Annotated in this window: 23 protein-coding genes; 12 read left to right on the top strand and 11 right to left on the bottom strand. The window is 55.9% G+C overall.

Annotation, left to right across the window (positions count from 1 at the left end):
• Nucleotides 1-5: 5 nt before the first annotated feature.
• A complete protein-coding gene (locus tag J2D75_RS07665; RefSeq protein WP_207854181.1) occupies nucleotides 6-980 on the top strand; it encodes an ABC transporter permease in 975 nt (324 codons plus the stop codon).
• A 31-nt stretch (nucleotides 981-1,011) separates the two neighbouring features.
• Here J2D75_RS07665 and J2D75_RS07660 read toward each other — a convergent pair whose 3' ends face one another.
• Both J2D75_RS07660 and J2D75_RS07655 read right to left on the bottom strand, forming a co-directional pair.
• Nucleotides 1,012-2,112 (bottom strand): zinc-binding metallopeptidase family protein, encoded by a 1,101-nt coding sequence (locus J2D75_RS07660; RefSeq protein WP_207854180.1) that lies wholly within the window; start codon nucleotides 2,110-2,112, stop codon nucleotides 1,012-1,014.
• Nucleotides 2,109-2,948 (bottom strand): transglutaminase family protein, encoded by an 840-nt coding sequence (locus tag J2D75_RS07655; protein ID WP_207854179.1) that lies wholly within the window; start codon nucleotides 2,946-2,948, stop codon nucleotides 2,109-2,111. The genes J2D75_RS07660 and J2D75_RS07655 overlap by 4 nt, the downstream gene beginning before the upstream one ends.
• A gap of 269 nt (nucleotides 2,949-3,217) precedes the next feature.
• On the opposite strand from J2D75_RS07655, the gene J2D75_RS07650 reads away from it, so the two are divergent.
• A complete protein-coding gene (locus J2D75_RS07650) occupies nucleotides 3,218-4,696 on the top strand; it encodes a circularly permuted type 2 ATP-grasp protein (RefSeq protein ID WP_207854178.1) in 1,479 nt (492 codons plus the stop codon).
• Nucleotides 4,678-5,700, top strand: coding sequence for an alpha-E domain-containing protein (locus J2D75_RS07645; RefSeq protein WP_207854177.1), 1,023 nt, complete (start codon nucleotides 4,678-4,680; stop codon nucleotides 5,698-5,700). The genes J2D75_RS07650 and J2D75_RS07645 overlap by 19 nt, the downstream gene beginning before the upstream one ends.
• A 291-nt stretch (nucleotides 5,701-5,991) precedes the next feature.
• On the opposite strand, the gene J2D75_RS07640 is transcribed toward J2D75_RS07645, so the two are convergent.
• The 5 genes from J2D75_RS07640 to cydD form a co-directional block, all read right to left on the bottom strand.
• Nucleotides 5,992-6,186, bottom strand: coding sequence for a hypothetical protein (locus tag J2D75_RS07640; RefSeq protein ID WP_207854176.1), 195 nt, complete (start codon nucleotides 6,184-6,186; stop codon nucleotides 5,992-5,994).
• 13 nt (nucleotides 6,187-6,199) lie between these two features.
• A complete protein-coding gene (gene cydB / locus J2D75_RS07635; RefSeq protein ID WP_207854175.1) occupies nucleotides 6,200-7,336 on the bottom strand; it encodes a cytochrome d ubiquinol oxidase subunit II in 1,137 nt (378 codons plus the stop codon).
• Between the two features lie 66 nt (nucleotides 7,337-7,402).
• Nucleotides 7,403-8,998, bottom strand: a complete 1,596-nt coding sequence (locus J2D75_RS07630) for a cytochrome ubiquinol oxidase subunit I (protein ID WP_207854174.1) — start codon at nucleotides 8,996-8,998, stop codon at nucleotides 7,403-7,405.
• A gap of 51 nt (nucleotides 8,999-9,049) precedes the next feature.
• Nucleotides 9,050-10,792, bottom strand: coding sequence for a thiol reductant ABC exporter subunit CydC (cydC, locus tag J2D75_RS07625; protein ID WP_243428592.1), 1,743 nt, complete (start codon nucleotides 10,790-10,792; stop codon nucleotides 9,050-9,052).
• Nucleotides 10,789-12,489: a thiol reductant ABC exporter subunit CydD gene (gene cydD, locus J2D75_RS07620; protein WP_265782960.1), complete on the bottom strand. Its 1,701-nt coding sequence runs from the start codon at nucleotides 12,487-12,489 to the stop codon at nucleotides 10,789-10,791. The genes cydC and cydD overlap by 4 nt, the downstream gene beginning before the upstream one ends.
• Nucleotides 12,490-12,697: 208 nt before the next feature.
• Between cydD and J2D75_RS07615 the strand changes: the two genes are divergently transcribed.
• The 4 genes from J2D75_RS07615 (at nucleotide 12,698) to J2D75_RS07600 (ending at nucleotide 16,448) form a co-directional block, all read left to right on the top strand.
• Complete coding sequence (locus J2D75_RS07615) at nucleotides 12,698-13,435, top strand: putative quinol monooxygenase (RefSeq protein WP_207854172.1); 738 nt, start codon at nucleotides 12,698-12,700, stop codon at nucleotides 13,433-13,435.
• A gap of 118 nt (nucleotides 13,436-13,553) precedes the next feature.
• The gene (nadA, locus tag J2D75_RS07610) at nucleotides 13,554-14,534 is read left to right on the top strand and encodes a quinolinate synthase NadA (protein WP_207854171.1); all 981 of its coding nucleotides are present in this window, start codon (nucleotides 13,554-13,556) and stop codon (nucleotides 14,532-14,534) included.
• 26 nt (nucleotides 14,535-14,560) lie between these two features.
• On the top strand, nucleotides 14,561-15,415 hold the full coding sequence (gene nadC / locus J2D75_RS07605) for a carboxylating nicotinate-nucleotide diphosphorylase (RefSeq protein ID WP_207854170.1): 855 nt from the start codon (nucleotides 14,561-14,563) through the stop codon (nucleotides 15,413-15,415).
• Between the two features lie 85 nt (nucleotides 15,416-15,500).
• Nucleotides 15,501-16,448: an NUDIX hydrolase gene (locus tag J2D75_RS07600; RefSeq protein WP_207854169.1), complete on the top strand. Its 948-nt coding sequence runs from the start codon at nucleotides 15,501-15,503 to the stop codon at nucleotides 16,446-16,448.
• A 17-nt stretch (nucleotides 16,449-16,465) separates the two neighbouring features.
• On the opposite strand, the gene J2D75_RS07595 is transcribed toward J2D75_RS07600, so the two are convergent.
• On the bottom strand, nucleotides 16,466-17,605 hold the full coding sequence (locus tag J2D75_RS07595; protein WP_207854168.1) for a THUMP domain-containing class I SAM-dependent RNA methyltransferase: 1,140 nt from the start codon (nucleotides 17,603-17,605) through the stop codon (nucleotides 16,466-16,468).
• A gap of 176 nt (nucleotides 17,606-17,781) precedes the next feature.
• On the opposite strand from J2D75_RS07595, the gene J2D75_RS07590 reads away from it, so the two are divergent.
• Nucleotides 17,782-18,567: an inositol monophosphatase family protein gene (locus tag J2D75_RS07590; RefSeq protein ID WP_207854167.1), complete on the top strand. Its 786-nt coding sequence runs from the start codon at nucleotides 17,782-17,784 to the stop codon at nucleotides 18,565-18,567.
• 11 nt (nucleotides 18,568-18,578) lie between these two features.
• On the opposite strand, the gene J2D75_RS07585 is transcribed toward J2D75_RS07590, so the two are convergent.
• From J2D75_RS07585 to J2D75_RS07575, 3 genes are all read right to left on the bottom strand, one after another.
• Nucleotides 18,579-19,370: a DeoR/GlpR family DNA-binding transcription regulator gene (locus J2D75_RS07585; protein ID WP_207854166.1), complete on the bottom strand. Its 792-nt coding sequence runs from the start codon at nucleotides 19,368-19,370 to the stop codon at nucleotides 18,579-18,581.
• Nucleotides 19,371-19,495: 125 nt separating this feature from the next.
• Nucleotides 19,496-20,551: an agmatinase gene (gene speB, locus J2D75_RS07580; protein WP_207854165.1), complete on the bottom strand. Its 1,056-nt coding sequence runs from the start codon at nucleotides 20,549-20,551 to the stop codon at nucleotides 19,496-19,498.
• Between the two features lie 154 nt (nucleotides 20,552-20,705).
• Nucleotides 20,706-21,638 (bottom strand): LysR family transcriptional regulator, encoded by a 933-nt coding sequence (locus J2D75_RS07575; protein ID WP_207854164.1) that lies wholly within the window; start codon nucleotides 21,636-21,638, stop codon nucleotides 20,706-20,708.
• A 423-nt stretch (nucleotides 21,639-22,061) separates the two neighbouring features.
• Between J2D75_RS07575 and J2D75_RS07570 the strand changes: the two genes are divergently transcribed.
• The 4 genes from J2D75_RS07570 to J2D75_RS07555 are packed head-to-tail and all read left to right on the top strand — an operon-like array spanning nucleotide 22,062 to nucleotide 25,928.
• Nucleotides 22,062-23,126 carry an ABC transporter substrate-binding protein gene (locus J2D75_RS07570; RefSeq protein ID WP_207854163.1) on the top strand — a complete coding sequence of 355 codons (1,065 nt, stop codon included), beginning with the start codon at nucleotides 22,062-22,064 and terminating at the stop codon, nucleotides 23,124-23,126.
• Entirely contained in the window at nucleotides 23,119-23,979 is an 861-nt protein-coding gene (locus J2D75_RS07565; RefSeq protein ID WP_207854162.1) for an ABC transporter permease, read from the top strand. The genes J2D75_RS07570 and J2D75_RS07565 overlap by 8 nt, the downstream gene beginning before the upstream one ends.
• Nucleotides 23,976-24,794: an ABC transporter permease gene (locus J2D75_RS07560; protein WP_207854161.1), complete on the top strand. Its 819-nt coding sequence runs from the start codon at nucleotides 23,976-23,978 to the stop codon at nucleotides 24,792-24,794. Before J2D75_RS07565 ends, J2D75_RS07560 begins: the two co-directional genes overlap by 4 nt.
• Complete coding sequence (locus J2D75_RS07555; protein WP_207854160.1) at nucleotides 24,795-25,928, top strand: ABC transporter ATP-binding protein; 1,134 nt, start codon at nucleotides 24,795-24,797, stop codon at nucleotides 25,926-25,928.
• The last annotated feature ends 25 nt before the right edge of the window (nucleotides 25,929-25,953 follow it).

Below are 25,953 nucleotides of genomic sequence, written 5' to 3'. Positions count from 1 at the left end.
AGATCATGCTGCGCGCTTTTCTCTCCCGTATGGCTCAGACCCTGTTTGTTCTGTTTGGCATTTCTGCCATGGTATTCGGTGTTTTTTTCGCAACGCCGGGGATGGACCCAACGGCGCGTATTGCCGGACGGGGGGCATCGCCGCAGGTGATGGAAACAATCCGCAAGGAGTATGGTTTCGACCGCTCCCTGCCCGTTCAGTACGGTATCATGATGAAGAAGCTCTTCATCACCCGGGATCTGGCCTCCTATGCCAATCGGGGCGAACATGTTGTGCCTGAAATTTTACATGCGGCCCCTGTAACGGCTTCACTGGTCTGTGGGGCTGCCGTGATCTGGATTGCTACGTCGCTACTGGCTGGCACTCTGGCCGCAGCCATGAAAGGGCGCATGATTGATCGTATGATCATGGCTCTGGGCATGGTGGGGATTTCCATTCCCGTTTTCTGGCTGGGTGAAGTCATGAACATGCTCACCCAAAGCCGCTATCATGACCGCTGGTGGTTCGCATGGGTGCCGCCGCCGGGTTATATTCCGCTTACACAAAACCCATTGGGGTGGTTTTTATCGCTTGTCATTCCGTGGTGCGTGCTGGCTCTGGCCTTTACTGGCATATATAGCCGCGTTCTGCGGGCCGACCTGATTGCCCTTTCGCATGAAGATTTTATTCGTACGGCACGCGCCAAAGGGTTATCCCCCTCGCGGATCATGCTGCGACATAGCCTTCGTATGGCGCTGATTGGTTATACCGCGTTGTTCGGCATGGATTTTGCACAGCTTGCCGGGGGTGGTGCGCTTATGACTGAAGTGGTGTTCGGCCTGCCCGGCGTTGGCCACCTGACTTATCAAGCCCTGAGCAATATGGACCTGCCGTTGATTATGGCAACAGTCATGTATTCGGCTACCTTCGTGGTGGTTGCCAATGCGCTGGTTGATGTCCTGCACATGGCGCTTGATCCACGGATTCGCCCGAGCCGCTGACCCGATTGGGGTGCCCCTGATTTCTGCCCTTTTATACGGGGTGTGTGCGCTGCTTTTCCTGCGTGTCGCGGATGACCTTATGGATAAAGGCCAGCTTTGCCCGCACGCCCTGTGTCAGCACAAAAGGATAAAAATCCGGCAACCCCATGGAACGGTTGAGTGCGTTGACAACCGAGGCCAGAGGCACCCAGGCATTAATGATTTCGTCGAACGACATTCGTGTGTAGGGATCGCCAGCATGGCCTGTCAGCGCAGCACCACCCATATCTGCACTGACTGACACATCATAGGCGAGTGCTGTTTCCAGCGTTGAGACGATGTGGAAATAATGCGCCCATGTTTCGGCAAAATCTTCCCATGGATGCGAAGTCGCATAAAGGCTGACAAAGGATTCCCGCCAGTGAGCGGACTCTGGCCGGTGGTAGTAGGCAGCAAGAGCTGCTTGATAATCCTGCCGGTCATCCCCGAAAATTGCTCGGCAGTCTTCCAGCCACCCGCCATCGCGTATCAGCAGACCCCAGTAATAATGCCCGATTTCGTGCCTGAAATGCCCTAGCAGAGTGCGGTAATATTCACCCAGCTCAACCCTCATGCCTTCCCGGTAGGCGTCATCTGCCTCCTTGGTGGCGATGGTGATGACACCATTCGCATGTCCGGTCATGATCGAGGTTGAACCGTCTGGTGGATCATCAAGAAAATCGAAGACAAGACCTGTTTCTGGCCTTTCCCTGCGCGTGTAAACAGGCAGGTTTAACCGCAGGATTGTGTAAAACAGCCGGTGTTTGGCGACTTCCAGCCTGTACCAGCGTTCCTGATTGCCCGGCATATCCAAATTGGGGATGATTCTGTTGAACTGGCAGGCAAAACAGAAAACTGTTTCAACATCCTCGGCAGGCAAAAGCCAGTTACAGACATGATGGGCGTGATTGGCGCAGAAGCGCCGTGCGATGGTCTGCCCATCCACGCTAGTCGCCTCGCTATCCAGCGGGAACCATACTCCATCCGCCCCGGCCTGTAAGGCAGAGAGACGGGCGGTTTCGGGCACAAACCCGAGCGTTGCCCCACACCGCTCGCAACGGGTGTTTTCAAAAAACAGCAATTGCCCGCAGGACTGGCACGAGAATTTTTTCATGAAAACAGACGCTGAACCTGCATGGAAACATTAAAACAGGACTCGCATCGATCCAGTAGACCCGAAATGGGGGCAGCCCCTTCTGGTTCCGCAGCTACGGCAAGTGGAATATGCCCCTCCCCTGCCAGCCTGCCTGAAGTTGTATCAAATCCCAGCCAGCCATGTTCAGGCAGCAGAACTTGAGCCCATGCGTGCAGGTCTCCGTTCAGAACTTCCTCGTCTCCGGCACCATGCAGGCTTTGCACCAGATAGCCAGAGACAAAACGTGCAGCAAAGCCCATATGACGTGCCAGCAGCACCATAAGCCACGCGCTATCCCGGCAGGAGCCACAATTACGGCTCAATACGTCCTCGGCTGAAAGAACTCCCGGCTCCATGCGGCGTTCATAACGTACCCGCCGGGCAATCACTTCGTTCAGCTTGATAAACTTCCGGGCGGGGTCTTCTGGCAACAGAGCGTGTAAATCGTTGATAAAGGTTGTGGCATGCTCCCCCAATTGAGGTTGGCTCCGGCAGGCCGTATCACAGTCTTGCGTGCAGAGGGGGCTTTCGTCAGTCAATCGCAGGGGGTCGTACACCCTCATGTCAGCGACGAGGCTGACTTCGACATTGAAATGGGTCACTTTTTCATCAAAGCGGATAAAGGCAGTTTCATTGCCGTTATCATCCTGCCCCCAGCCCAGTTCAGCCCCTGCGGGCTCTACCTTGAGCGTGTAGGACAATACAGGTGTGCGGCAGTCTTTCATGGGGCGCAAGCGGACTGTCTGCGGCCCCATGACAACCGGCCTGTCGTAACGGTAACACGTCCGGTGTACCAGCGTTATCTGGGAACTCATCAGAAAGCGGCCTACTCTTTCACCTTTGATGGCGGCCCGGCCCCGGGGCCGCCTGTCATGTATGACGGATTTCAAGGTCAAAACCATATCAGCATCAAAAGCGCGCGCAAGCGTTACTCCGTGCTGGACGAATAAAAAAAGTCTTTCGTTTTTTCCTCTTGGCAAAGACGGGAATTCCTGCTCCCGTCAGTAACAGATCGCAACAATCTGGCGTGGCCCGCTCCCCTGATCCGGGCACCTGACGCCAGACCGTTCAGACGGGAGGCCCCATGAGTAGTGCCAAGCCGCATACTCTGTCCGAAACATCGCCAACCGGCCTGCTGGATGGATATCAGGTTCCTGAGTTTTTCTGCGAACTCATGAACCGTAAAGGCCCCATGCCTGAAGCCCTCAATCGTGTTCGCAGCAGGCTTGCCGCGATGGATGTGGCGGAGCTGCGCAAACGCACGGCCTCGGCCGAGGCGCAGCTTTACAGCATGGGCATAACCTTTACTGTCTATTCCAACCGCGAGGCCATAGACCGTATTCTGCCGTTTGATGCCATTCCGCGGATCATGACAGCACAGGAATGGTCACATATCGAGCGCGGCGTGCAGCAGCGCATTCAAGCGCTTAACCTCTTCCTGCACGACATCTATCATGACCGGAAAATCCTTAAAGACGGCATTATTCCTGCCGAGCTGGTGTTGAATAATCCGAATTACTGCGAGGCTATGGTGGGCTTCAAGGTGCCGGGTGGTGTGTATGTGCATGTAAACGGCACAGACCTTATCCGCGATATGGATGGACGTTTTCTCATTCTGGAAGATAATGCCCGCACGCCCTCGGGCGTTTCCTATGTGATTGAAAATCGCCATATGATGCTCAGGCTCATGCCTGACCTGGCATCAGGCCTGCCAGTTCGCTCGGTTGAGGAGTATGGCCCGCGCCTGCATCAGACCCTGTGTGAAGTGGCGCCCGAAGGTGTTCTCAATCCGCAGGTCGTTCTGCTTTCACCGGGTATCTACAACTCCGCTTATTTCGAGCATGTTTTCCTCTCGCGCGAGATGGGGGTGCCGCTGGTTGAAGGCCGCGACCTGTTCGTGGAAAACCATCGTGTCTATATGCGTACCACGATGGGGCCGAAGCCGGTTCATTCCATTTACCGTCGTCTTAATGATGAGTTTCTTGATCCGCTTGCTTTCAACCCCGATAGTCTTCTGGGGGTTCCGGGGCTGATTGACGCTTACAGGTATGGCAACGTGACACTGGCTAACGCCCTTGGTACCGGTGTGGCGGATGACAAAGCTGTTTACGCCTATATGCCGCGTATCATTCGCTACTATCTGGACGAAGACCCCATTCTGGACAGTGTGCAAACCCATATCTGCGCAGAAGAGGAAGGACTGGCCTATACTCTGGCTAATCTGGACAAGCTGGTAGTTAAACCTGTTGGAGAGTCTGGTGGTTACGGCCTGTTGATCGGCCCGCAGGCCAGCAAGGCCGAACTGGAGGAATTTCGGCAGAAACTGCAACAGGACCCTGCCAATTATATCAGCCAGCCGGTTATCGGCCTGTCCGTAACACCCACCCTCTGCCCCGATGGTGTTGAGGCGCGTCATGTTGATCTGCGACCTTTCGCCCTGACAGGGCGATCAGTCTGGGTGCTGCCCGGCGGGTTGTCCCGCGTGGCCCTGCGCAAAGGGTCTCTTGTGGTCAATTCCTCTCAGGGTGGCGGGTCTAAAGATACATGGGTCATGGCATCATGATGGAACTGGCGCATTTTCCCCTTTTATCCCGTTATGCTGAGTGCATGATGTGGCTCGCCCGTTACATGGAGCGGGTAGAAAATCTGGCCCGACTGCTGGAAGTGACGGAAACCTTTGTGCGTGATGCCGAAGGGCAGACCGCATGGGATTCCATCGTAAGCATCAATTCGGATGAAAGCCTGTTCAGCCGCCTGCACCCTGATGGCTCAAGTGCTGATGCCGTGCCTTTTTACCTGATCGAAGCAGAAAACCCCGGTTCCATTCGGTCTATGGCGCATGCCATTCGTGAAAACGCTCGTGCTGTTAGGCCGCTGGTTTCTACCGAGTTATGGACACATCTGAACGTTTTCACACGCTGGCTGCTGGAACTGGACGAAACATCGGTCAAAACCAGCAGTCTGTCCGGCCTGTGTGGGCGCATACGACAGGAATGCCAGACCCATTATGGTATTGCTGAAGGCACGCTGTATCGCGATCAGGCGTGGCTGTTCTACCGACTTGGCAAACATCTTGAACGCTGCGATCAGATTACCCGTCTGGTCGATATCCGGTACCATATGCTGCTACCACAAGGAGAAGTGCCGGGATCAGCCATTGATATCACGCAGTGGACCTCTGTTCTGCGCTCTGCTGCGGCGCATCATTCCTTCCGCCGCTTGCGGCCAGTTACGGTGACGCCCGCCAATATTGTTGGTTTTCTTCTCAAGAACGAAGGTTTTCCGCGCTCCCTTTCGTCCAATCTGCGGCAGATTGATGATGTGTTGAGCTTATTGGCCAACCATGCAGGACTGTACGGGTTATGTGCCCCGCTGCAGGAATGCCTGGATGAACTCCGCACAACCCTGAGCGATCAGACAGCAGGTGATATTATCCTGCGTGGATTACATGATTACATGAGTTGGATACAGACCCGCCTCGCCAGCACACAGAACGCCATTGCCGAGACTTTCTGGCCCAGTATTCCAAGTGCGGTCAATCAGGGGGTTTTGCAGGTGCAGGAGTAAAACTGCCGTTTAAATACGTAAAACCATTGTTGCATAACAAAGCGCCCCGGTCTTTCGGCCGGGGCGCTTTGCATGAGGCATGTAAAAGTCTGATGTCAGCCAGAAACCTTCTACAAAAATAATATATCACGAAACAAATAACTTTCAAATAAAAATTTTATATTTGAAAGTATAATTTCATGTACATGATTTTACGGAAAGAGCTTTCTGCAAATAGCCCATGCCGCAATATAAAAAGTCAGGTAAAGGAATGGTATGAAAAGGATAATACCTTCAAGATCGCCTAACATATTATACCTCCCCATCTGGAGTATTGTCGGGTTGGGCATCGAACAGAATGGCCCCTGCCCCGGCGATCAGCACAATCATGACCGTTCCAACTACCCAGGCAAAATACCACGGCCCCTGATCCCCAACGAAAACTGCAAATAGCAGTGCTACGACAAGAACCAGACCCAAACCTGCAATGCGTAAGAGTGTTGTCATTTTGGCTCTCCTCTCAGTAGCTATGCGTATCATTAACAATGTTTTCCGTGCGTACCTTGCCCCCCATGATGTAATAGCACCACGCGGTATAGGACAGGATGATCGGCACAAAGATCAGTGCGACCACCAACATGCAGGTCAGCCCGTATTGACTGGCTGAACTGTTCCATATTGTCAGGCTTTGATCCGGGTTGGTGGTGGAGGGCATGAAGAACGGAAACATGGCTCCGGCAACCGTGCCGATGGTGCCAATCCATGTACCAAGTCCCGTCCACCAGGCCAGATACGGACGGTTGGCGCGCACAAAAGCGGCCCCTGCCAGCATGGAAAAAATCCCCAGCACAGGCAGCAGCCACAGCACAGGGTGTGCGGTGTAATTATGCAGCCATGCCCCGGCTTCCATGCTTACATGCTGCCCTCGCATCGGGTTGGCTGGCATGCCGGGTTCGCCCTCCAGCAGTACAAAGCCCCGCACATTACGGATCCATACGCCGCCAATGACAAACAGGGCAGCACCTGACAGGGCAGCAGTCTGGGCATAGCCCCGTGCGCGGGCGTAAATCGGGTTTTCGGCACGCATCATCAGCATGACACCACCCTGAAAAACGCTCAGGCTGACGGCCATAAGGCCGCATAGAATGGCAAAGGGATTCAGCAGATAGCTGAAAAACGAGCTATCCTGAAAATACTGTCCGCTCCATGCAAAATGATAGCCAACGCCTTGCAGAATGTTCCCGAAGGCTGCGCCATAGACGAACATGGGCAGGAAGCCGGATACAAGAAACGCCCAGTCCCAGCTTGCCCGCCAGAGACGCGCATCAACCTTGGAGCGGTATTCAAACGCCACAGGCCGCAGGATCATGCTGAACAGAAGCAGGATCATAACCACATAAAACACGGAAAAGGAGGTGGCGTAGAGCGTCGGGAAAGCCGCAAAAATCGCGCCCCCTCCCAGAATGAACCACACCTGATTGCCATCCCAGTGCGGGCCGATGATATTGAGCGCAGTCCGGCGTTCGGCATCATTGCGGCCGACAAAGCGCAGGAGCGTACCGACCCCCATATCCATGCCGACCATCAGCCCAAGCCCGATCAGCAGGATGCACAGCAGGCCAGCCCAGACGAGTTTGAGAATTGTATAAAGATCCATGATACTTCTTCTTTCCCCAACCATGTGGCGGGCCTTGAACCCCGCCACGCGTGTTGCCGCTCCGGCTTAATGCGCGATAACCGAAAGCGAGGGTGTGCTGTTTTCCGGTTCATGCGTGCCATGACTATCCGGGCCGAGCCGCGCGAACTTGAACATCAGGTAAAGTTCCGCTGCGATAAAAATGCTGTAGAGCACGGTAAAACCTGCCAGCGAGAACAGCATGTACCCAACGCCGTGCGATGAGGCGGACATGAAAGTGGGTAGACGCTCGAACACGGTCCATGGCTGACGGCCCGCCTCCGCCGTAATCCAGCCAAACTCGGTTGCAAGCACCGGCAGAGGAATGGACCACAGGCAGATTTTAAGGAACAGCGGATAGCGCTCAAGCTGTTTCTTCAGGCTCAGATAGGCTGCAACGGCAAAGATCACAAAGAAATACAGCGACAGAAAAACCATCAGCCTGAACGCCCAGAACGTCACAAACACATTAGGCAGAATATCGGGCTTGGTCTGCTCTACAACAGTGTGCAGCTGTTCGTCCGTCATGCCCGAAACATCCTGATTGGGGGCGTGGCGGGTGGCCAGAAAACCATAACCCATGTCATTTTCATGCGCTTGAAAGATGGCCAGATCTTCAGCCAGATGCGTCTCGCCATAGCGCTTGAGAGCAGCAACGGCTGTAATGCCGGATTCAATACGCGGGCCTGCCTGTTCCTGTAGTTCGCGCATGCCAGTAATGGGCGTATTGAAGCTATGAGTAATCAGCGGAGTGAGAACATAAGGCACGCCGATTTCAAAATAGCTTTCCTGTTTTGCATCATCTGGCAGGGCCGCCAGTATCCACGGCTCGTACGGCGGCTTGCTTGTGTGCCACAGCCCTTCGATTGCAGCGATTTTTGTCGGCTGGTGTTCATAATCCATCCGGCCCAGCACATCGCCCAGCGTAATCACTGCAACGGTGGAAATAATGCCGAAAATAGCGGCCATACGAAAAGAACGTGCGGCAAACTGCCGGTGTTCGCGACGCAGCAGGTAAAAAGAGCTGATACCCATGACAAAAAGCGAGGCGGTAACATACCCGGCAACAGATGTGTGAACGAACTTGGCCTGAGAGTCCGGGTTAAACACCACGTGAACAAAGCTGTCGAACGTCATGCGCATGGTGTCGGGGTCAAAATGCGCACCGTCTGGTACGTTCATGCTGGCATTGGCGACCAAAATCCACAATGCAGACAGGTTGGAACCAAGGGCGACAAGATACGTCACGGCCAGGTGCCCCTGACGGCTCAGCCTGTCCCACCCGAAGAACATGATCCCCACGAAGGTGGATTCCATAAAGAAGGCCATCAGGCCCTCAATCGCTAGGGGCGTGCCGAACATGTCCCCAAAAAAGCGCGAATACATCGACCAGTTGGTGCCGAATTCGAACTCCATGGTCAGCCCGGTCGCAACACCAAGTGCGAAGTTGATACCGAACAGCTTGCCCCAGAACTGGGCCATGTCTTTGTAAATCTGCTTGCCGGTGACGACATAGACCGTCTCCATTGCGGCGAGCATGAAGGTAAGCCCAAGGGTCAGGGGCACAAACATGAAGTGGTACAGAGCCGTAAGCGCAAACTGGAAGCGCGAAAGGTCAACCACGGAGGGGTTTATCAAATCCATTTTTCAAGACCTTGCAATACGAGAAAACCTGTTTTTCTAACTTTCAGTTTTTCATGTCTTTTCCCCTTCGGGACACAATCGCCCTCCTTCAAGGCGTACAACCCTATCCATGAAGGGAAGCACGCCACTCCTGTGGCTGATACACAGGATGGTTGTTCGGGGGCACGCGGCTAGCAGGGCCTGCATCAGGGCTTGTTCCGTGGCATCGTCCAGCCCTTCGGTCGGTTCATCCAGAACCAGCCAGGGTGTCCGGCGCAGGAGCGCCTGAGCAATGGAGAGCCTGCGTGCCTGCCCGCCGGACAGCCTCAGCCCTTCATGACCCACGAGCGTGTCCAGCCCCTGCGGCAGAGCCGCGACAAATGTCGCAAGCTGTGCAATCCGCAGGGCTTCATTCATATCCGCCTCACTGGCCTGAGGCGCGGCCAGCAGCAGATTGTCGCGCAGGGTTGCCGTAAACAGGTGAAAATCCTGAGAAGCAACGCTGATCAGCGATGAAAGGGTTTCCGCATCCGTTGTGCTGACATCAACGCCGCCAAACACGATGCGTCCCTCCTGCACGGGCCAGAAATTGAACAGCAGGGCGACAAGGCTGCTTTTGCCAGCCCCAGATGGGCCCGTAATGCCCAGCTTTTCACCCTGTCTGACCGTGAGCGTGGTATGATCGAGAACGGCGGCACCCGTTTGTGGGTAGCTGAAACACAGGTTGCGCATTTCAAGATCATACGGGGCCACAGGCTGTGCTGGGGTTGCAACCGCCTTGCTTTCTCCGGTCTCACAGGCCGCCAGCCGTTGGGCGCCGAGTTGTGTGCGGGCCGCTGCCACACATGCACCTGGCAGGGCGGCTACAACATCGAACGCAGCCAGCGTGCCCAGAACAAGCATGGGCACCTCTGGTCCGGCAAGTTGCCCGGCCCGGAATGCCTGTAAAGCAACCCCTAACACCCCCACAGCGGTGCAGAACATCAGAAGCGTTATACAACTCCCTGCCAGTCCCTCGTGTGCGGCAATGCGCCGGTGTGTGTTGGTCAGGGCGGTTTGCCGGGCATTCAGCGCCGCAATCTGGCGAGGCATGGCCCCAAGCACCAACCACTCGCCCAGACCATGCAGGGTGTCGGCCAGCTCAGCCTGGAGTGCGGCGTGGCGTTCGACTGAGCGCTGCATTAACCCGCGCACGGGACGGACGGCCAGACACCACACGCCCATAACGGCGAGCGCCAGACCGCCCCCCAGTACAGCCGCGGCCTGAGGCAGCAGGCAGAGGAAAACACCGGCAAAAAACAGACTGCACAGTATTGCCCGCCAGCAGGGTACGGCGACATCCGTATACCAAGCCGCCACCCTGTCGGTATCGCTGACAAAGCGGCTCAGAATGTCCCCGCCCCGTACTGATACAAGGCCCGCAGGAGCCTGTGGCGCCAGACGGGCATAAAGCCAGCTACGCAGCCGTCCGGTCAGGCGCAGGGCTGTGTCATGCGTGCTGATTTTTTCCAGATACCGCGCAAGAATACGGGTCGTGGCAAAAAAACGTACCGCCGTTGCGGGCAGGAGAATATTGAAGCTCTGAGCCGCCACGGCACCTGCCAGCCCGGCCATTGCCGCACCAGCCAGCAACCAGCCGGACAGCGTTAACAGGCCAAAATTGGCTACAGCACCGGTGCAGGCAAGGAGTATGCCAAGCCGCATATGCCAGCGCACAGGTCTGAAAACTGGCAACCCCAACCCGGCGGGGGTGAGTAACACCCGTAGCCCGGAGCAGGCACGACCTGAGACATCAAGGTTGCTGAGGGTTTTCATGCCGGGCAAACCTCCCCTGCATTCAGGTGTGGAGCACGTTTAGCCTCGGGCTTCTTCCGCACTGAAACCCGCCCATGTGCAATGTCCAGAATCTGATCTGCGCAGGCCAGAACATCGGCTTTGTGGGTGGCTACAATGACAATCCGCCCCGCCACACAGAGCCGTATAGCGGCTGTGATACGGCGAGCGCTGTCCGGGTCCAGATCGGCTGTGGGTTCATCAAGCACCAGCACATCAGGCTTGCGCAGTAGTGCGCGCGCCAGTGCCAGACGCCGCACCTGCCCCTTGGACAGACAACAACCCCGTTCGCCCACAAGAGTCAGAAAGCCTTGTGGCAGGGCTTCGATAAACTCCAGTGCATCGGCTATGCGGGCTGCTTCACATAGCGTGTCGAAGGCGACATCTGTCAGCCCCATACACAGGTTATCCGCAATGGTGCCGTAAACAAGCTGGGGCCGTTGTGGCACGTAGGCAACATTGAGAGCGCTACGAGGTAGAGGCTGCCCCTTGGCATCCCGTGCGTAACAGCGCCCGGCCATAGGGGGCAGCAAGCCCAGCAGCACCGAGAGGAGCGTGCTTTTGCCTGCTCCGCTGACACCAGACAGGGCGCTGAGCTGGCTGCGGGCGAAAGTGCTGTTCACATCATGCAGCACAACCGTATTAGCCTCGTACGCAGCGCTCAGATGTTCGCAGACCAGTTCCTCCACTTCTATGTGCGCAGTCGGGTGTTCAGCAGGTCTCGCATCAAGTGCTACAGCCAGTTCAGGCAGGGCCTGCACGGTAGCAATCTGTTCTAGAGCTGCCATTGCGTTCTGCCGGGCATGGTAGCTGGCGGAAAAGTTACGTAACGGAGCAAAATATTCAGGCGCCAGCAGCAACACCAGAAACGCACTGCGAAAATCGACCGTGCCAGCCAGCAGCCGACTGCCGAAAACAACGGCAACCAGAGCAATGGAGAGAGAGGCAAAAAACTCCAGTGAGGCCGATGTCAGAAACGCAATTTTCATTACTGACAGTGTAGCCTGCCTATGAGCGTCCGCCAGTTGGCCTATTCTTTCAAGACTTCCTGCCGTGCGGCCGAACAGGCGCAGGGTTTTCAGTCCCCGCAAAGCATCAAGAAAGCTCCCAGCCAGCGTGCTGAGGTGTCCCCACTGCCGATCCATGGCTTTTTGCGCACTGTAGCCGACAAATACCATGCAAACTGGTACCAATGGTCCCGTGCAGGCCAGAATAACAAAGCTCCAGCCATCCACGCCGCACACGACTGCCAAAATCAGCAGAGGCAAAACAACCATCATGGCCGCACTCGGCACATACCGGGCGAAAAAAGGCTCAAGAGCCTCAACACCATCATCCAGCACACTCAGAATCTGACCGGCAGGCAAACGCAGGCTGGCGACCGGGCCAGCTTTGGCAATGTGCCGCAGCAATGCGGTGCGAACAGAGGCAACAATCCGCAGTCCGGCTTCTGTTCCGGCCATATCAGAGGCAAAGCGCGTGCCGACATATCCGAGCAGGCACACCAGAAACACCATCAACAGGGTATGCTCGGCCCATAATGTCCGGGCGTGGAAAACCGTGTCGTCCACAATATGGGCCAGCGCGACAAACTGTCCGACCAGACAAGCCGCAGACACCGCGCCGCACCCTACGGACACAGCCAGCCAGCCACGTGCCCTGCGTGCGAGTGCTGCCACTTGCCCTTTGCTTGTGTCTGTGTTGCCTGCGTTGCTCATAATTACATTTCTAATGTAAGTGCCAGTTACGTTATTAACTTAAGTGTGAAAACATTTGGGGGTCAAGCAAAAATCATCCCGTGGTGGATCACTCCCCCTCCCCTGCATTCGGGCATCGGGTTATGTTGCCTCGTAATTTGTGTATGCCCGCTTGCTGGAAGGCCGCCTTATGCCCAGACCTGTTGCTGTAATGACACGTCGTCAGGCTTTGGCCGGTGTGGCGGCATGGGCCGCAATACCCGCCCTTGGACATGCAGCCGCCAGAACAGCGCCGGTTAGAATCGTCACTGTCCTACCTGTTAAACCGCCAGCCCTGACGGAGTTCCTGCCTGTCATGAAGGAAAATGCACGTGTTGCACGCGCGCATCCCGGCAATCAGGCTTTTGGCGTTTTTATGGATACTGAAAGCCCTGCAACACTGTATCTGTTCGAAAGCTGGGACAGCTTGCCTGATCTGGCTGATTTCATGAAAACCGATGCACAACAGGCATTGGCCACCCTTGAGCAAAGCACACTCTCAGGGGAAGCGCTCAGTCTCCATCTCTCCGATGTGCCCAACATCCCTGCATACGATAGCCATACGAAAGGGCCTGCGGATGATGCGCAGGAGGACGTCGCACAAACACTTGTGATCAGATTTCAGGTTCGCCCGCAGGAGCGCACGACTTTTATTGCCGCATTCCATGATGTCATTCCCCTCGTGCGGGCAGGACGTCAGACTGAAACCTATGATCTCTTTCATGTCAGTGGACGCCCAGATAATTTCATCCTGCTGGGCCGCTGGCGCGATGCTGCCGCTTACGAAAAACATGAACGCCTGCCCTGTATCATCAGGCTGCGCCAAATCCTGCCTGCCATGCTCAGGCACGCTTCCGAGCGGCATGAACTGCACGATGCCGCGCTGTAGCTGACTCACCCACCATCACGCTAAACCTAACCACGCGAATGTGTGCATAAAGCTGTTGCGGTTCGTCTGTCCCTGTTATACTCAACTTGAGCAATATGGTCAGACAAGGATCACCGTGGTGACATCACTCCTTTCCGGCAACCGTGATGCCCTGTACGGCCCGGTTTCGCGCATCATGCGCCGAGATCAATGGGAACAGCTTTACGCTGACGATATTGAGGCGATCCTGCGCCTCAAACAGCAGCATAACGCGGTAATTCTGGCGCATAATTACCAGACACCGGAAATCTTTCATTGTGTGGCGGATATTCGCGGAGACAGTCTGGCACTGGCCCGCGCCGCACAGGATGTTGAGGCCGATGTCATTGTCATTGCCGGTGTCCATTTTATGGCGGAAACCGCCAAGCTGCTGAACCCGGAAAAAACCGTGCTGATCCCAGATGCCGCAGCCGGGTGCTCGCTGGCTGAAGGCATTACCGAAGCCGATGTGCTGGCGTTAAAGCAGGCAAACCCCGGTGTGCCAGTTGTCACCTACGTCAATAGTTCGGCCGCCGTGAAGGCGCAAAGCGATATCTGCTGTACCTCCGGCAATGCCAAAAGGGTTGTGGAAAGCCTTGGTGTTCCGCGCGTTATCATGATCCCGGATGAGTTTCTGGCCCGCAATATCGAAGCCGAAACCGGGATAGAAATGATCACATGGCCCGCTCATTGCGAGGTGCATGAGCGCTTTACTCCGCAGGAAATCCGGCAGTATCGCAGAGTGCATCCCGGCGTGACGGTCATGGCGCATCCTGAATGTCCGCCTGCGGTTCTGGCAGAGGCTGATTGCGCCGGGTCTACAGCCCAGATGTCGGAATATATCCGCGCGCATAACCCGGAAAAAATCCTGCTGGTGACAGAATGTTCCATGAGCGACAATCTTTCGGTCGAATTTCCCGAAACAGAGTTTGTGCGGCCATGCAACCTGTGTGCCCACATGAAGCGCATAACCTTGGCAACCATTCGCCGTGCTCTTGAAACAATGCAGACACAGGTGAGCATTCCCCCGGACATCGCAGCAAACGCCCGGCGTGCCGTGGAACGGATGCTTGCCGTCTGATAGTCTTTCGAAACGGATACCCCGCCATGTTTCTCCCCCCTCTTCCCCTTCCCTTATGGGAAAGCATTATCCGCGTGGCCCTGCTGGAAGATCTGGGGACTGCGGGCGATATTACGACACAGAGCCTGCTGCGGCCGGGACAAAGCCTGCAAGCGACTTTTCGTGCGCGTGAAAGTGGTGTGCTGGCCGGGCTGGAAGGAGCGCGGCTGGCATTTGCCCAACTCGACCCGCACAGTCTGTTTACGCCCCATATGCAGGATGGCGCGTCTGTAAAACCCGGCGATGTGTTGGCAACCATCAGCGCCGGGGCTGAAACCGTGCTGGCGGGCGAACGCACGGCGTTGAACCTGCTCTCGCATCTGAGTGGCATTGCCAGCACGACGGCTCAGGTTGTCAAAGCGGTTGAGGGTACAAAGGCCCGCGTATGCTGTACACGCAAAACCCTGCCGGGTTTGCGGGCCGTGCAGAAATACGCGGTGCGGGCGGGTGGCGGTTCCAACCATCGTTTCCGGCTGGATGATGCAATCCTTATCAAGGATAATCATCTTGCCCTTGCCGGGGGAGATGTGGTTCATGCCCTGCAAGCCGCCCGGTCGCATGCTGGCCATCTGGTCAGCATAGAGCTGGAAGTCGATACATTGGCCCAGCTTGAAGCAGCCCTAACCTGCGCGATAGCGGATGCCTATTTGCTGGACAATATGCCTCCCGCCACACTCCGCACGGCGGTGGAGATGATAGGTGGCCGCGCCATTGCCGAGGCATCCGGCGGGATCACCCCAACCAATGCCGCACAAATTGCAGCAACAGGGGTTGATATCCTGTCTCTCGGGTGGCTTACGCACAGCGTGAAAGCGCTCGATATTGGTCTGGATATAGACTGAACTTTTCTGTTTTTACCCTTGCATATGCCCCGCTGGCTGCTACACGAACCTTTGATCGGTATCGTTAAGGGGAAAACGCACCCACATGCAGGCTCCGGCCCTTTGCGAAACAGAACTGGTTGCCGTTCTGGTCTGCCTGGAACGCGGTGATCCGCAGGTTCTCACCCTGAATCGTGGGGCTATCCTGCCATCAGGCCCATTGATGTCTGGACAGCACTCGCTCCAGAAGAGCCTGCGGGAATGGGTGCGCCAGCAAACCGGGATCAGGCCCGGTCATACAGAGCAGCTTTATACCTTTGCTGATACCCATACAGGAAACGGCCACCGCAGGGTGCGGATTTCCTATATGACCTGCCTACCCCCAAACGCCAAAAGTGCCGAGGTCAAAAGCCTCCCCTTCGCGCCGGTTTTGTTCGATCAGGACACAAAACCCACAAACCCGCTTGTGTCGTTTTATGCGTATTTTCCATGGGAGGATCGTAGAAACCCCGATCATGCGGCAAGGCTTGCTCCGGTTTTACTGGCCCTGAAAGACTGGGCCGGGCAGGATGTCGCACGACAACAGCGTTGTGCGATTACATTCGGGCTTGCGGGCCATAGCTGGAATGATGAACTCGCCCTGTCTCGCTATGAGTTGCTGTGGGAAGCTGGCCTGCTACAGGAATCCTGCCCGCAGAGTGAACCGGCATGCACCACCGGACAGCCCATGCAGTATGATTACCGGCATGTTCTGGCCACGGCTCTTTCGCGCCTTCGCGCCAAAATACGCTATACGCCGATCGTATTTGATCTGCTGGCTTCGCATTTCACGCTTTTGCATCTGCAGCAGGCCATGGAAGCACTGGCCGGTCGGCCTATGCACAAACAGAATTTCCGGCGACTGGTGTTGCAGCAGGGCCTGTTGGAAGAAACCGAACAGATGGACAGTTCCGGCTCTGGTCGACCTGCACGGTTATATGTGGCAGGTCGTGGAGCACAAGATAATTGCTATCTTGCTGGCGCAAAAAGCCCCCTGCCTGACCTTGCGTGGTAGGCAGGGCCGCAATGGATTTATGGGAGCGGTGCAGTCTGAAACAGAGAGACCCGCAGCCCACCATGAGGCACCGGTGCTCGCATAGGCAGGAACGGTAATCCGGTTTCTCGCGCCAGATCAGGCGCGCTGGTTACGAAGGCGGCGCGCCAGCCACTAAAGCGCTCGCGCAATACCTGCCCGAAAGCGCGGTACAGGGGCACCAGACTACGCGGGTCACCCAGCCGTGCGCCATAAGGCGGATTGCAGATGACCAACCCCTTGGGGCCTTCGGGGGGCGTAAGAGCGCTGATCGGGGCAGTTTCAAAAGTAACATATGCCTCCACGCCTGCGCGCGTTGCATTCGCTATGCTCATGGCTGTGGCCCCCGCATCCCGGTCGCTGCCATGAAACCGGACAGAAGGGACGCGCTGGCTGTTGACACTGCGCATACGTTCCCACGCCTGCGCGTCAAAGGTCGCCAGTTCTTCAAACGCGAATTTCCGCCCCCGTCCCGGATTGAGCCGGGCCGCAATTTCCGCCGCTTCTATGATGAATGTGCCTGATCCGCACATGGGGTCAACAACAGGCTCCGTACCATCATAACCGCACTGGCGCAGAAAAAGAGCTGCCATTGTCTCGCGTAACGGCGCACGGTTGACCGCCTGTTTATAGCCTCTGCGGTGCAGTAGTACGCCGGATGTATCAATGCTCAGGGTGCACTCATCACGCTCAATGCGAGCACGGACAACCACCGCCGCATCCGGCTGACACGGTGCGCCCAGTGTTTCGCTAATCGCGCGGCTGATCCGCTCGGCTGCTGCGCCAGCATGGTAGATACGTGATGCTGCGCAATGGGCTTCAACACGAAATGGCACATCAGGCCGTAATACGGTAGCCCACGGCACGCGGCGCGCCAGATGATCAAGCTGAGCAAGATGGACGACCCGGAATGTCTCTATCCGTGCCAGAACCCGGCTGGCTCCGCGTATCCATAAATTTGCACGCCAGACTTCAGGCCAGCCACCGCGCAGGACAACGCCACCGGGGACCGTTTTAGGCCGCTTGAAGCCTTTGAGGCGAACCTCATCACAGAGTGTTTCTTCAAAACCCGGCGCGGTCGCCAAAAAGATTTCAAAGTCTTCATGCTTGGTTTCTGAAGCGGGTGGGTGCGTCGTCATGCGCCTGCATGGCAGGAAGCAGAGGAAACGGCAATTCTTTTCCATCACGCTAGCATGACACCATACATTCAAAAGAATGAAAGCAACACATAGCCTCGTTTTTTGTTGTATTTATTGTTTTTATGTGGCTTTAGTGGCGCAACATCGCATGACAAACAGCAGGTAAAGTGCAGATCATGACACAACCGGATATTGCCAGCATTGCTTCCTGCGCTGTGGAACTGGCGGATACAGCCCGTGTGCTGGCACGACGCCATTTTCGTCAGGTTACGGCTTATGACCGTAAGGCGGATGATAGCCCGGTTACCGTGGCCGATAAGGCAATAGAAGCGGCATTGCGCGATATTCTGCGCCAGCGTTTTCCCGAACACGCCATTTTGGGTGAGGAAGAGGGCCTGAGCGGCGACAGTCGCAATCTGTGGGCGCTTGATCCGATTGACGGCACCAAAAGCTTCATGACCGGTTTTCCACTTTTTGGCGCTCTGGTTGCCTTTACCCGTGACCGACTGCCCACTTTGGGTGTGATTGAAATTCCCGCAACCGGAGAGCGATGGAGTGCTTATTCAGGCAAAACCCTGTTTACGCAGGATGGTCAGGAACAGAGCGTGTCTGTCAGCACATGCCAGTCTCTTGAAGCGGCACGGGTTTACACAACCTCACCGGACTGTTTTTCGGCTTCCGACCTTGAGCGCTATAATACATTAAGCCGACAGGCCGCAGTCAGGCGCTATGGCGGCGACTGCTATATTTATGGACTTCTGGCCTCGGGCTTTTGCGATCTGGTGGTTGAAGCCTCGCTCCAGCCGTATGACTATCTGGCTCTGGTGCCGGTCGTGCAGAATGCAGGCGGAATTATTACTGACTGGCAAGGCCAGCCTTTGGGCCTGAACTCGACGGGTAAGGTCGTTGCAGCTGCCACGCCAGCCTTGCATGCCCGCGCACTCGAAATTCTTAACGCGTAAGGCTTTCCGGTTTAGTCATCTTTTGCGGAGTTTGTGCTCCTGCCTGTCTCTGGCAGGAGTATTTTAACCCCTTCCTCCGCACAACGCGTTGCAAACGGTGCAGGGGGCGGGGCGCTGGTTACGATCGCATCGACAGCGCCAAGCTGGCAGACTTTTACCGGTGCTTCGCGCCGGAACTTGCTCTCATCCGCAATAATCCATGTCTCCTGCGCCTGCTGCAAGGCGGCCTGTGCAAAATCAGCCTCGAAGAGATGGAAGTTGCCAAACTCCCCATCCAGGCTGATCCCGGCGACTGACAGAATAGCGTAACGCACCTGAAACTGTTGAATAAAGCTGATAACCGAAGGGCCATTGGCCGTGCCATCTTCTCCCGATAGCTCGCCACCCGCCATAAAAACGCGGTTGCCGTTACGGGCAGACAGTCTGTAGGCAATCTGCACGGAATGCGTAATAACGGTCAGGCTGGAATGATTCAGAAGAGCCTCAGCCACATAAGCCGAGGTGGTGCCATTATCCAGAATGAGGCTATCACCATCACGGATATGCGCTCGCACAGTTTCAGCGACAGCTTTTTTAGCCATGTAATTGATATGCATGCGCCGCTGGAAAGGCGGTTCTTCCCGCCCTTCTGGCACCATCACGCCGCCGTGGAAGCGGGTCAACACCCCCATTGCCAGCAATGGGGGTATATTGCGACGGATGGTTTCCGTGGACACATCGAGTTCTGTCGCCAGATCGGTAATGCTGCAGCTGCCTCTGGCCCGTACGGCCTGCATGATCGCATTCTGGCGTTTAAGAGACATGGTGCCGGCCTTTTTTCGCAGTTTTATGCAAATTGCGGCAAATGCTAACAAAAATTTGGCTACGGCACCATGATTTCCAACAAAATATTATGGTTTTGTGGCTATGCCTCAACGGGCTGCGCTGGTTAGGTCTTGCTTTCTCTGTTTGCTGCAATCCGTCCAGCACTGAGGCAGAAAATCTCAAACAGGATCTGCGCTGCGGCATGGGCCGTATTGGTGGTTGAATCGTATTGTGGCGCAACCTCTACCACATCGCCTCCCACCACATTCAGCCCATCAAGCCCGCGCAGGATTTCCAGTGCTTCCCGGGTGGTTAGGCCACCAATTTCGGGTGTGCCGGTGCCTGGAGCAAAAGCCGGATCCAGACAGTCCACATCGAACGTGATGTAAACCGGCCCATCGCCCACCACGCGCCGAACGGTTTCAATAATGGCGGCGGCTCCCAGATGGGGCACCTGTTCGCCATGAATAACCGTCATGCCGGAGTCTTTTGAAAACTCCCACAGATATTCCGAAGCCCCCCGGATGCCGATCTGCACACAGCGTGTGGGGTCAAGCACACCTTCCAGCACCGCGTGCCGGAATGGGCCACCATGATGGAACTTTGCTCCTTCATAATTGCCGCCGGTATCGCAATGGGCATCAAAATGCACCATGCCGACGGGGCGTTCAGCCCCCAGTGCCTTGAGAATGGAATAGCTGATGGAGTGATCGCCACCAACAGAAAGAGGGATAACCCCTGCCTTTGTCAGCACATGATAAAAGGCCTGAATGTCCTCATGAGACTGCTCAAGGCTGAAACGGCTGCGGAACGGTACATCCCCAATATCGGCAGCACGGCACAGGGCTGCGGGCTGGCGATGCAGCACATGATTATACGGACCGATACGTTCGATGCTGCGTACTGCCCGCGGGCCAAAACGTGCGCCTGAACGGTTGGTTACCCCCAGATCCATGGGAACACCAACCACCGCAATATCGAGAGCGGAGAGTGTGTCGGGGGTTACTTCAGGCTGATAGGGCAACCCCATAAAGGTTGGCACGCCGGAATAAGGTTTAGCCCGACTGGCCCCGGCGGAAAACTGCCCTTCCGCTACAGCACGAAACTCGGGGGTGTGCACTGTTTCTCCGGCGGCACCGCCATATTTTTTACGCAGGGCATCAAGTTTTTCGGTGCTCATGGGGCTTTTCCTTGTCAGGCTGGAGCTTGGCGCGCTCCACAAGAGGGGTAGCCCAATAGACCATAGATACCTGTCTGGAAAAATTGCTCAGTCAGAACGTTTAGTTTGATGTTCATTGACCTAATCACGGCCTGCTGCATCCGGGCAACTGCTCTCACCCCAGACCTTCAGCCTTACCGCCTTCTGGTATATCCAGATGAACAGCGGCCAGATCCGCCAGAAAAGCACGGGCGATTTCGCTCACGTGCTGGCGCTGTCGTGTTACGACATGGAACGTGACCTCATAATGCAATGCCTGCTGGTTAAGAGGCGCCATCAGTCCCTGGCGGCAGTAAGGCAAAGCAAAATGTTGCGGTAAAAAAGCCAGATGGTGCCCCGATAACACCAACATGGCCAATGCCTCCATATTATCAGCAACGGCCGTAATATGGCGGGGCTGCGTTGGAAAAACGGTTTCAGGTAAGGGGTAGCTACGCCAGGCCCAGTCATAATCCCATGCCTGAGTTACAGAAACTTCCCCTGCAAGAGCAAACAATGGGTGCTGCTGGCCGCAATAGGCTACCTGCCGTTCCAGAAACAGAGGGGTAAAATGCAGGCTGGCGGTTCTGTGCCAGAAATACCCGACAGCAATATCCAGCTCGCCACTCAGGAGTTGTTCCTCCATGGCGCTGGGTGAACAGACTTTTATAAAAAGGCGTACAGCTTCATCGCGCTGCCGAAACCGCGCAATCGCATGGCTGATCCGGCTGTTTTCGCTGAAAGGTGTATGCCCGATCATACCAATCCTCAGCGCACCCACCAGTTTGCGGTCCATGTTGCGGGCCTGCATGCTGAAATCTTCCACCGCCCCGACAAGGGTGCGGGCAAGCTCAGCAAACCGCAGCCCTTTGGCTGTCAGCCTGAAGCCTCCACGGCCTCTTTCGCACAGCCTGAAACCAAGCCGTGTTTCAAGTGTGGCTAACTGGGTGCTGATCGTGGACTGACCAACATTAAGGCTACCCTGCGCTACGGAAATACCGCCCGCATCCACAATCGCCAGAAAAACCCGGATGAGCCTTAGATCAAGGTCGCTCAGTGTGCCCAGCATGGTTCAGGCCGCTTTGATAAAAATCAATGTAACCATTCTCACAACCAAACACCTCCGAAACGATCTTCTCGTGCCCTGTTTATAGCATGTCCTCTCAGGCATATGAAAGCTGTCAGGAAAAGTGCCGACAAGCGTGGTTATCACACGATTTTTTCTTGTTATTCCATCATGGTGTGAGAGTGGTGGAGCGGTTTAATTCCCCCTGAAGTCAGGCCCGCATAAAACATCTATAAACCTTGATGCAAAGATCGCAAGAACAGCATTCAAAAAACCGTCCTCCCACGCTTATCGTTGTATCAGCTTCGACCGGGGCACCACACGCCAGATCGTTTCTTTTGTGGAACGCCTATGGAGGGTGTGGCTGGACACCGTGTCAGATGCCCGCAAATGTATCGTGATCGTTCCGAGCGGAGAAACCGTACCATGACCCGTTACCGTATCGGCCTGCCCCTCCTTGTTGCCTGCACGTTTCTTTCCGGATGGGGAACGGGCGCGCGCGCTGAAACAGGCGCCCTGAATGTTCTGACATGGTGCGACCATGAAGATCCCGCCCTGCTTGAACCGTTTGAAAAAGCCCATAACGTCAAGGTTCACTACAAGGACATTGATAGTACCGGGGCAGCTTTGGCCGTTATCCAGCAGTCTCACCCCGGAGACTGGGACGTGCTGGTGCTCGATGAAACCGATACTGGCCGACTGGCTGACATGGGATTGCTCGCAGCACTTGACCCGGCAGACTTTCCCATGACGGATCTGTTCGAGGGGGTGAGTAACCCCGCGCTGAATGTTGTGAACGGCAAGATGTATTCTGTGCCGGAAAAATTCGGCTACAACGCCGTGGCTTATGATTCAGCCCATATAAAAGCGCCTGCCCTTAGCAATATTCAGGCCCCGTGGAGCGCTGAATACAAAGACCGGGTTGCCATTTATGATTACTATGTGCCGATTATCGCCTATGCGGCCCAAGCGCTGGGTAAAGACCCCGAACACCTGACCGATGCCGATTTACCAGCCTTGCGCGACAAGCTTGCAGCCTTGCGACATAATGCGGCTCTTGTGGGTGACATCACAACCACACAGCAGGCGCTGGCTACCGGACAGGTGGATATTCTGGTCGGCGGGGGTGAGTGGGTAACCGCTGGCATGCATAAGGACCGGCCCGATCTGGCCTACCTCGTGCCTGAGCAGGGTGGCATTCGCTGGCAGCAGGGGATCGCTGTTTTTGCGGCATCCAGTCATAAGGATCTGGCAACGGCTTTTGCCAAGTATATTCTCACGCCTGCGGCACAAGCCAAACTGGCAACTTCAAGCTGTTACTGGGGCATGCCCGCCAACCGCAAAGCGGTTCTCAACGATGCAGACAAGGCCATTCTGCAATGGGCGCAGCAACCAGCTTATATTGCCCGCACCGCCACCTATCCTCAGCTTACCCCCGCTTTTGATAAAACGCTCCAGAAACTCTGGACGGAAGTCATGCAGAATGAATAAGGTCGCCACCGTGTCACGACGGGAGAGCCTTCCGGGCCTCCTGTTCGTCTCCCCTGCCCTGTTATGGCTGCTGGCGTTCTTTGCCGCCCCCTTACTGGCGATGATTGCGGTGAGCCTGCATGATAGCGCAACCGGGCAATACGGGATTGGTAATTTCGTTCAGGTTTTTACTGAAAAAGCCTACACGGATGCGCTGTTCAACTCCCTGACACTCACAGCCGTTGTGACACTGGCAAGCCTTGTTCTGGCCTATCCGCTGGCTTACTCCATTGCCTCTCTCCGCTCGGCGAGAATACAGCGCCTTGCCCTGACCTTTGCCGTGCTGCCGTTCTGGACATCCTACGTCGTGCGTTCATACGCATGGCTTCTGGTTCTTGCGCCTACAGGGCCACTCAATGCGGCACTTATGGCTTTGGGGCTTATCCATACGCCGCTCAGGCTGGCGTACAGCACAACGGCGACTGAAATCGGGTTCGTGCATTTTTTCATCATGCTCGACACACTGACAATCTATGCCTCGCTGGTGCAGATCAACCCACGGCTGGCGTTGGCAGCGCGTGATCTGGGAGCGTCTGCCTTGCGCACCTTCCTCAGTATAACACTGCCGCTCAGCGTGCCCGGCATTGCCGTTGGAGCGTTCCTGACCATTGTGTTGTGTATAGGCGATTATGTTACCCCCCAGATTCTGGGTGGCATGCGTGCTATCGTACTGCCCCAGACCGTCATGATGCAGATACAAAAACATCTTGATCTGCCTATGGCTTCCGCCATGTCGCTGGTGCTTACGGTTATCATGGCTGTGGCGTATCTGGCGCTATACCGTTTCCTCAGGCCAGAGGAGCCCGGACGATGAGCGCCGTGCAGACCCGCTACGCGGGCGGGTGGAAGCAACTGATCTGCAAAGGACTAACAGCGACGTATATCGCCGCCTGTTTTTGCTTCATTTTCGCGCCGGTTGCCGTTCTTGTGCTGTTTTCCTTTCAGGATGGCCGCCTGCCCGTACCGCCTTTCCATGGCCCGACCCTGCATTGGTACGGGCAGGCACTTGCTAATGATCGACTGCTTTCCGCTATGGGGCATTCGTTTGTTGTTGGAGCCGGTTCGGCATTTCTGTCTGTTGTGCTGGGCTTTCTGGCAGCTTACGGTCTGGCGCGCTATCGCTTTCGTGGTCAGGCGCTTGTGCGCGGCATTCTCGTGCTGCCTATGGCTGTTTCTTACCTGATTGTGGGCATGGGGCTGCTGGTCATGGCCTCGTGGCTGAACATAGCCCCTTCGCTCTGGCTTGTCTGTATTTCGCATATTGTTATCAATATGCCGCTGGCCTTTGCAATCTGCTCAGCCCAGTTCAACCCCGCGCAGGTGCGGATGGAAATGGCGGCGGCTGATCTTGGAGCATCCCTGCCGCGCGTGTTGCTCCAGATAACCGTGCCGATGATGGCCCCTGCCCTGATTGCTGCCTTTATCCTCTGTTTTACCCTGTCGTGGGATGAGTTTCTGACGGCTTTTCTGCTCAGTCGCTTTGACATTACCCTACCTGTCGCCATCTGGGGACTGCTGCGCGGTGGTCTGAACCCGCAAACCAATGCGATTGGTTCCATGGTTTTCTTCGGTGCCGCCGCCCTTGCGTTGGGTGCGGAATATCTCATGTTCCGAAAAAAGAGTTCCTGAATGACGGTTTCACATCCCTCTTCCGCCTCCACGAACCATCTGTCTGTGGAAGCCGTTTCCAAGCACTATCCGGGGCAAATCGCGCTGGAGACTGTTTCTCTGCATGTGGAACGCGGTAATTATGTTGTGCTGCTTGGCCCCTCGGGGAGTGGTAAAACCACGCTGCTATCCCTTATTGGTGGTTTTACATTGCCCAGTTCAGGCGTTATCCGCATTGGTGGGCAGGATGTAACCGATCTGCCACCAGCAAAAAGACCCACGACAACGGTCTTTCAGGATTATGCACTGTTCCCGCATATGAGTGTTGCCGCCAATATCGAGTTTGGCCTGAAGCTGCGCGGTCTGAAAGCGGATGCCCGCAAAGTCCGGGTGTCGGAAATGCTTGAATTGGTCGGGCTTGGCCAGCATGGCGAGCGTAGCATACAAGCGCTGTCCGGTGGCCAGCGCCAGCGCGTGGCTCTGGCGCGCGCACTGGCGGTAGAACCGGAAATCCTGTTGCTGGACGAGCCGCTCGGCGCGCTTGATCTGGCCCTGCGCCGCCAGATGCAGGACGAACTACACCGCATCCAGCGGCAGATGAACCGTACTTTTGTTCATGTGACCCATGATCAGGAAGAAGCTATGGCTCTGGCGGATCTGATTGTTGTCATGAGCCATGGTCGCATTGAGGATATGGGGCCACCCCGCCGGGTTTATATGCGCCCGGCAACACGTTTTGCCGCTACATTCATGGGTGAAAGTACGCAAATAGAAGGACGCATTCATGCGCAGGATGGTCAGGTCATTACTCTTGAAACCCAGCAAGGGTTTTTACGGGGCATGGCCGCTCCCGCTGAAGGTGCTATGACAGACACGGACACACAGAGCCGAACCTGGTGTATAGGGGATAAGGCTGTTGCAATCATTCGGCCTGAAAATATCAAAACCACCCCCGATTACGGGCAGGCCATAGGTCAGGCGCTTGTGTGCGAAACGGTTTTTCAGGGGAATTATGTCAGGGTTTTTGCGCGCTCAGAAACAGGCCAGACCTTTGTGCTGCACAGCCCTGCACGGCAGGTACCCGCAAGTGGGGATACCATAACACCCCATGCTCTGGTGGACGATATTACCATCGTACCCGCACAGGAAGGCTAGACTTCCCCGCCCCCACAGACGCCAG

The sequence above is a fragment of the Acetobacter suratthaniensis genome, from assembly GCF_017377745.1.
GTDB lineage: Bacteria > Pseudomonadota > Alphaproteobacteria > Acetobacterales > Acetobacteraceae > Acetobacter > Acetobacter suratthaniensis.
Note: the sequence above shows the minus strand (reverse complement) of the source record. Positions and strands in the feature narration are given on the sequence as shown.

Excerpts from the sequence above, each read along its gene's own strand:
- J2D75_RS07650 (WP_207854178.1), top strand. The coding sequence starts at position 3,218 with ATGAGTAGTGCCAAGCCGCATACTCTGTCCGAAACATCGCCAACCGGC.
- J2D75_RS07570 (WP_207854163.1), top strand. The coding sequence starts at position 22,062 with ATGACCCGTTACCGTATCGGCCTGCCCCTCCTTGTTGCCTGCACGTTT.
- J2D75_RS07565 (WP_207854162.1), top strand. The coding sequence starts at position 23,119 with ATGAATAAGGTCGCCACCGTGTCACGACGGGAGAGCCTTCCGGGCCTC.
- J2D75_RS07575 (WP_207854164.1), bottom strand. The coding sequence starts at position 21,638 with ATGCTGGGCACACTGAGCGACCTTGATCTAAGGCTCATCCGGGTTTTT.
- J2D75_RS07585 (WP_207854166.1), bottom strand. The coding sequence starts at position 19,370 with ATGTCTCTTAAACGCCAGAATGCGATCATGCAGGCCGTACGGGCCAGA.
- J2D75_RS07590 (WP_207854167.1), top strand. The coding sequence starts at position 17,782 with ATGACACAACCGGATATTGCCAGCATTGCTTCCTGCGCTGTGGAACTG.
- J2D75_RS07665 (WP_207854181.1), top strand. The coding sequence starts at position 6 with ATGCTGCGCGCTTTTCTCTCCCGTATGGCTCAGACCCTGTTTGTTCTG.
- J2D75_RS07595 (WP_207854168.1), bottom strand. The coding sequence starts at position 17,605 with ATGACGACGCACCCACCCGCTTCAGAAACCAAGCATGAAGACTTTGAA.
- J2D75_RS07560 (WP_207854161.1), top strand. The coding sequence starts at position 23,976 with ATGAGCGCCGTGCAGACCCGCTACGCGGGCGGGTGGAAGCAACTGATC.
- J2D75_RS07660 (WP_207854180.1), bottom strand. The coding sequence starts at position 2,112 with ATGAAAAAATTCTCGTGCCAGTCCTGCGGGCAATTGCTGTTTTTTGAA.
- J2D75_RS07600 (WP_207854169.1), top strand. The coding sequence starts at position 15,501 with ATGCAGGCTCCGGCCCTTTGCGAAACAGAACTGGTTGCCGTTCTGGTC.
- J2D75_RS07555 (WP_207854160.1), top strand. The coding sequence starts at position 24,795 with ATGACGGTTTCACATCCCTCTTCCGCCTCCACGAACCATCTGTCTGTG.
- nadC (WP_207854170.1), top strand. The coding sequence starts at position 14,561 with ATGTTTCTCCCCCCTCTTCCCCTTCCCTTATGGGAAAGCATTATCCGC.
- J2D75_RS07645 (WP_207854177.1), top strand. The coding sequence starts at position 4,678 with ATGGGTCATGGCATCATGATGGAACTGGCGCATTTTCCCCTTTTATCC.
- J2D75_RS07615 (WP_207854172.1), top strand. The coding sequence starts at position 12,698 with ATGCCCAGACCTGTTGCTGTAATGACACGTCGTCAGGCTTTGGCCGGT.
- J2D75_RS07640 (WP_207854176.1), bottom strand. The coding sequence starts at position 6,186 with ATGACAACACTCTTACGCATTGCAGGTTTGGGTCTGGTTCTTGTCGTA.
- J2D75_RS07655 (WP_207854179.1), bottom strand. The coding sequence starts at position 2,948 with ATGAGTTCCCAGATAACGCTGGTACACCGGACGTGTTACCGTTACGAC.
- cydC (WP_243428592.1), bottom strand. The coding sequence starts at position 10,792 with ATGAAAACCCTCAGCAACCTTGATGTCTCAGGTCGTGCCTGCTCCGGG.
- J2D75_RS07630 (WP_207854174.1), bottom strand. The coding sequence starts at position 8,998 with ATGGATTTGATAAACCCCTCCGTGGTTGACCTTTCGCGCTTCCAGTTT.
- speB (WP_207854165.1), bottom strand. The coding sequence starts at position 20,551 with ATGAGCACCGAAAAACTTGATGCCCTGCGTAAAAAATATGGCGGTGCC.
- cydB (WP_207854175.1), bottom strand. The coding sequence starts at position 7,336 with ATGGATCTTTATACAATTCTCAAACTCGTCTGGGCTGGCCTGCTGTGC.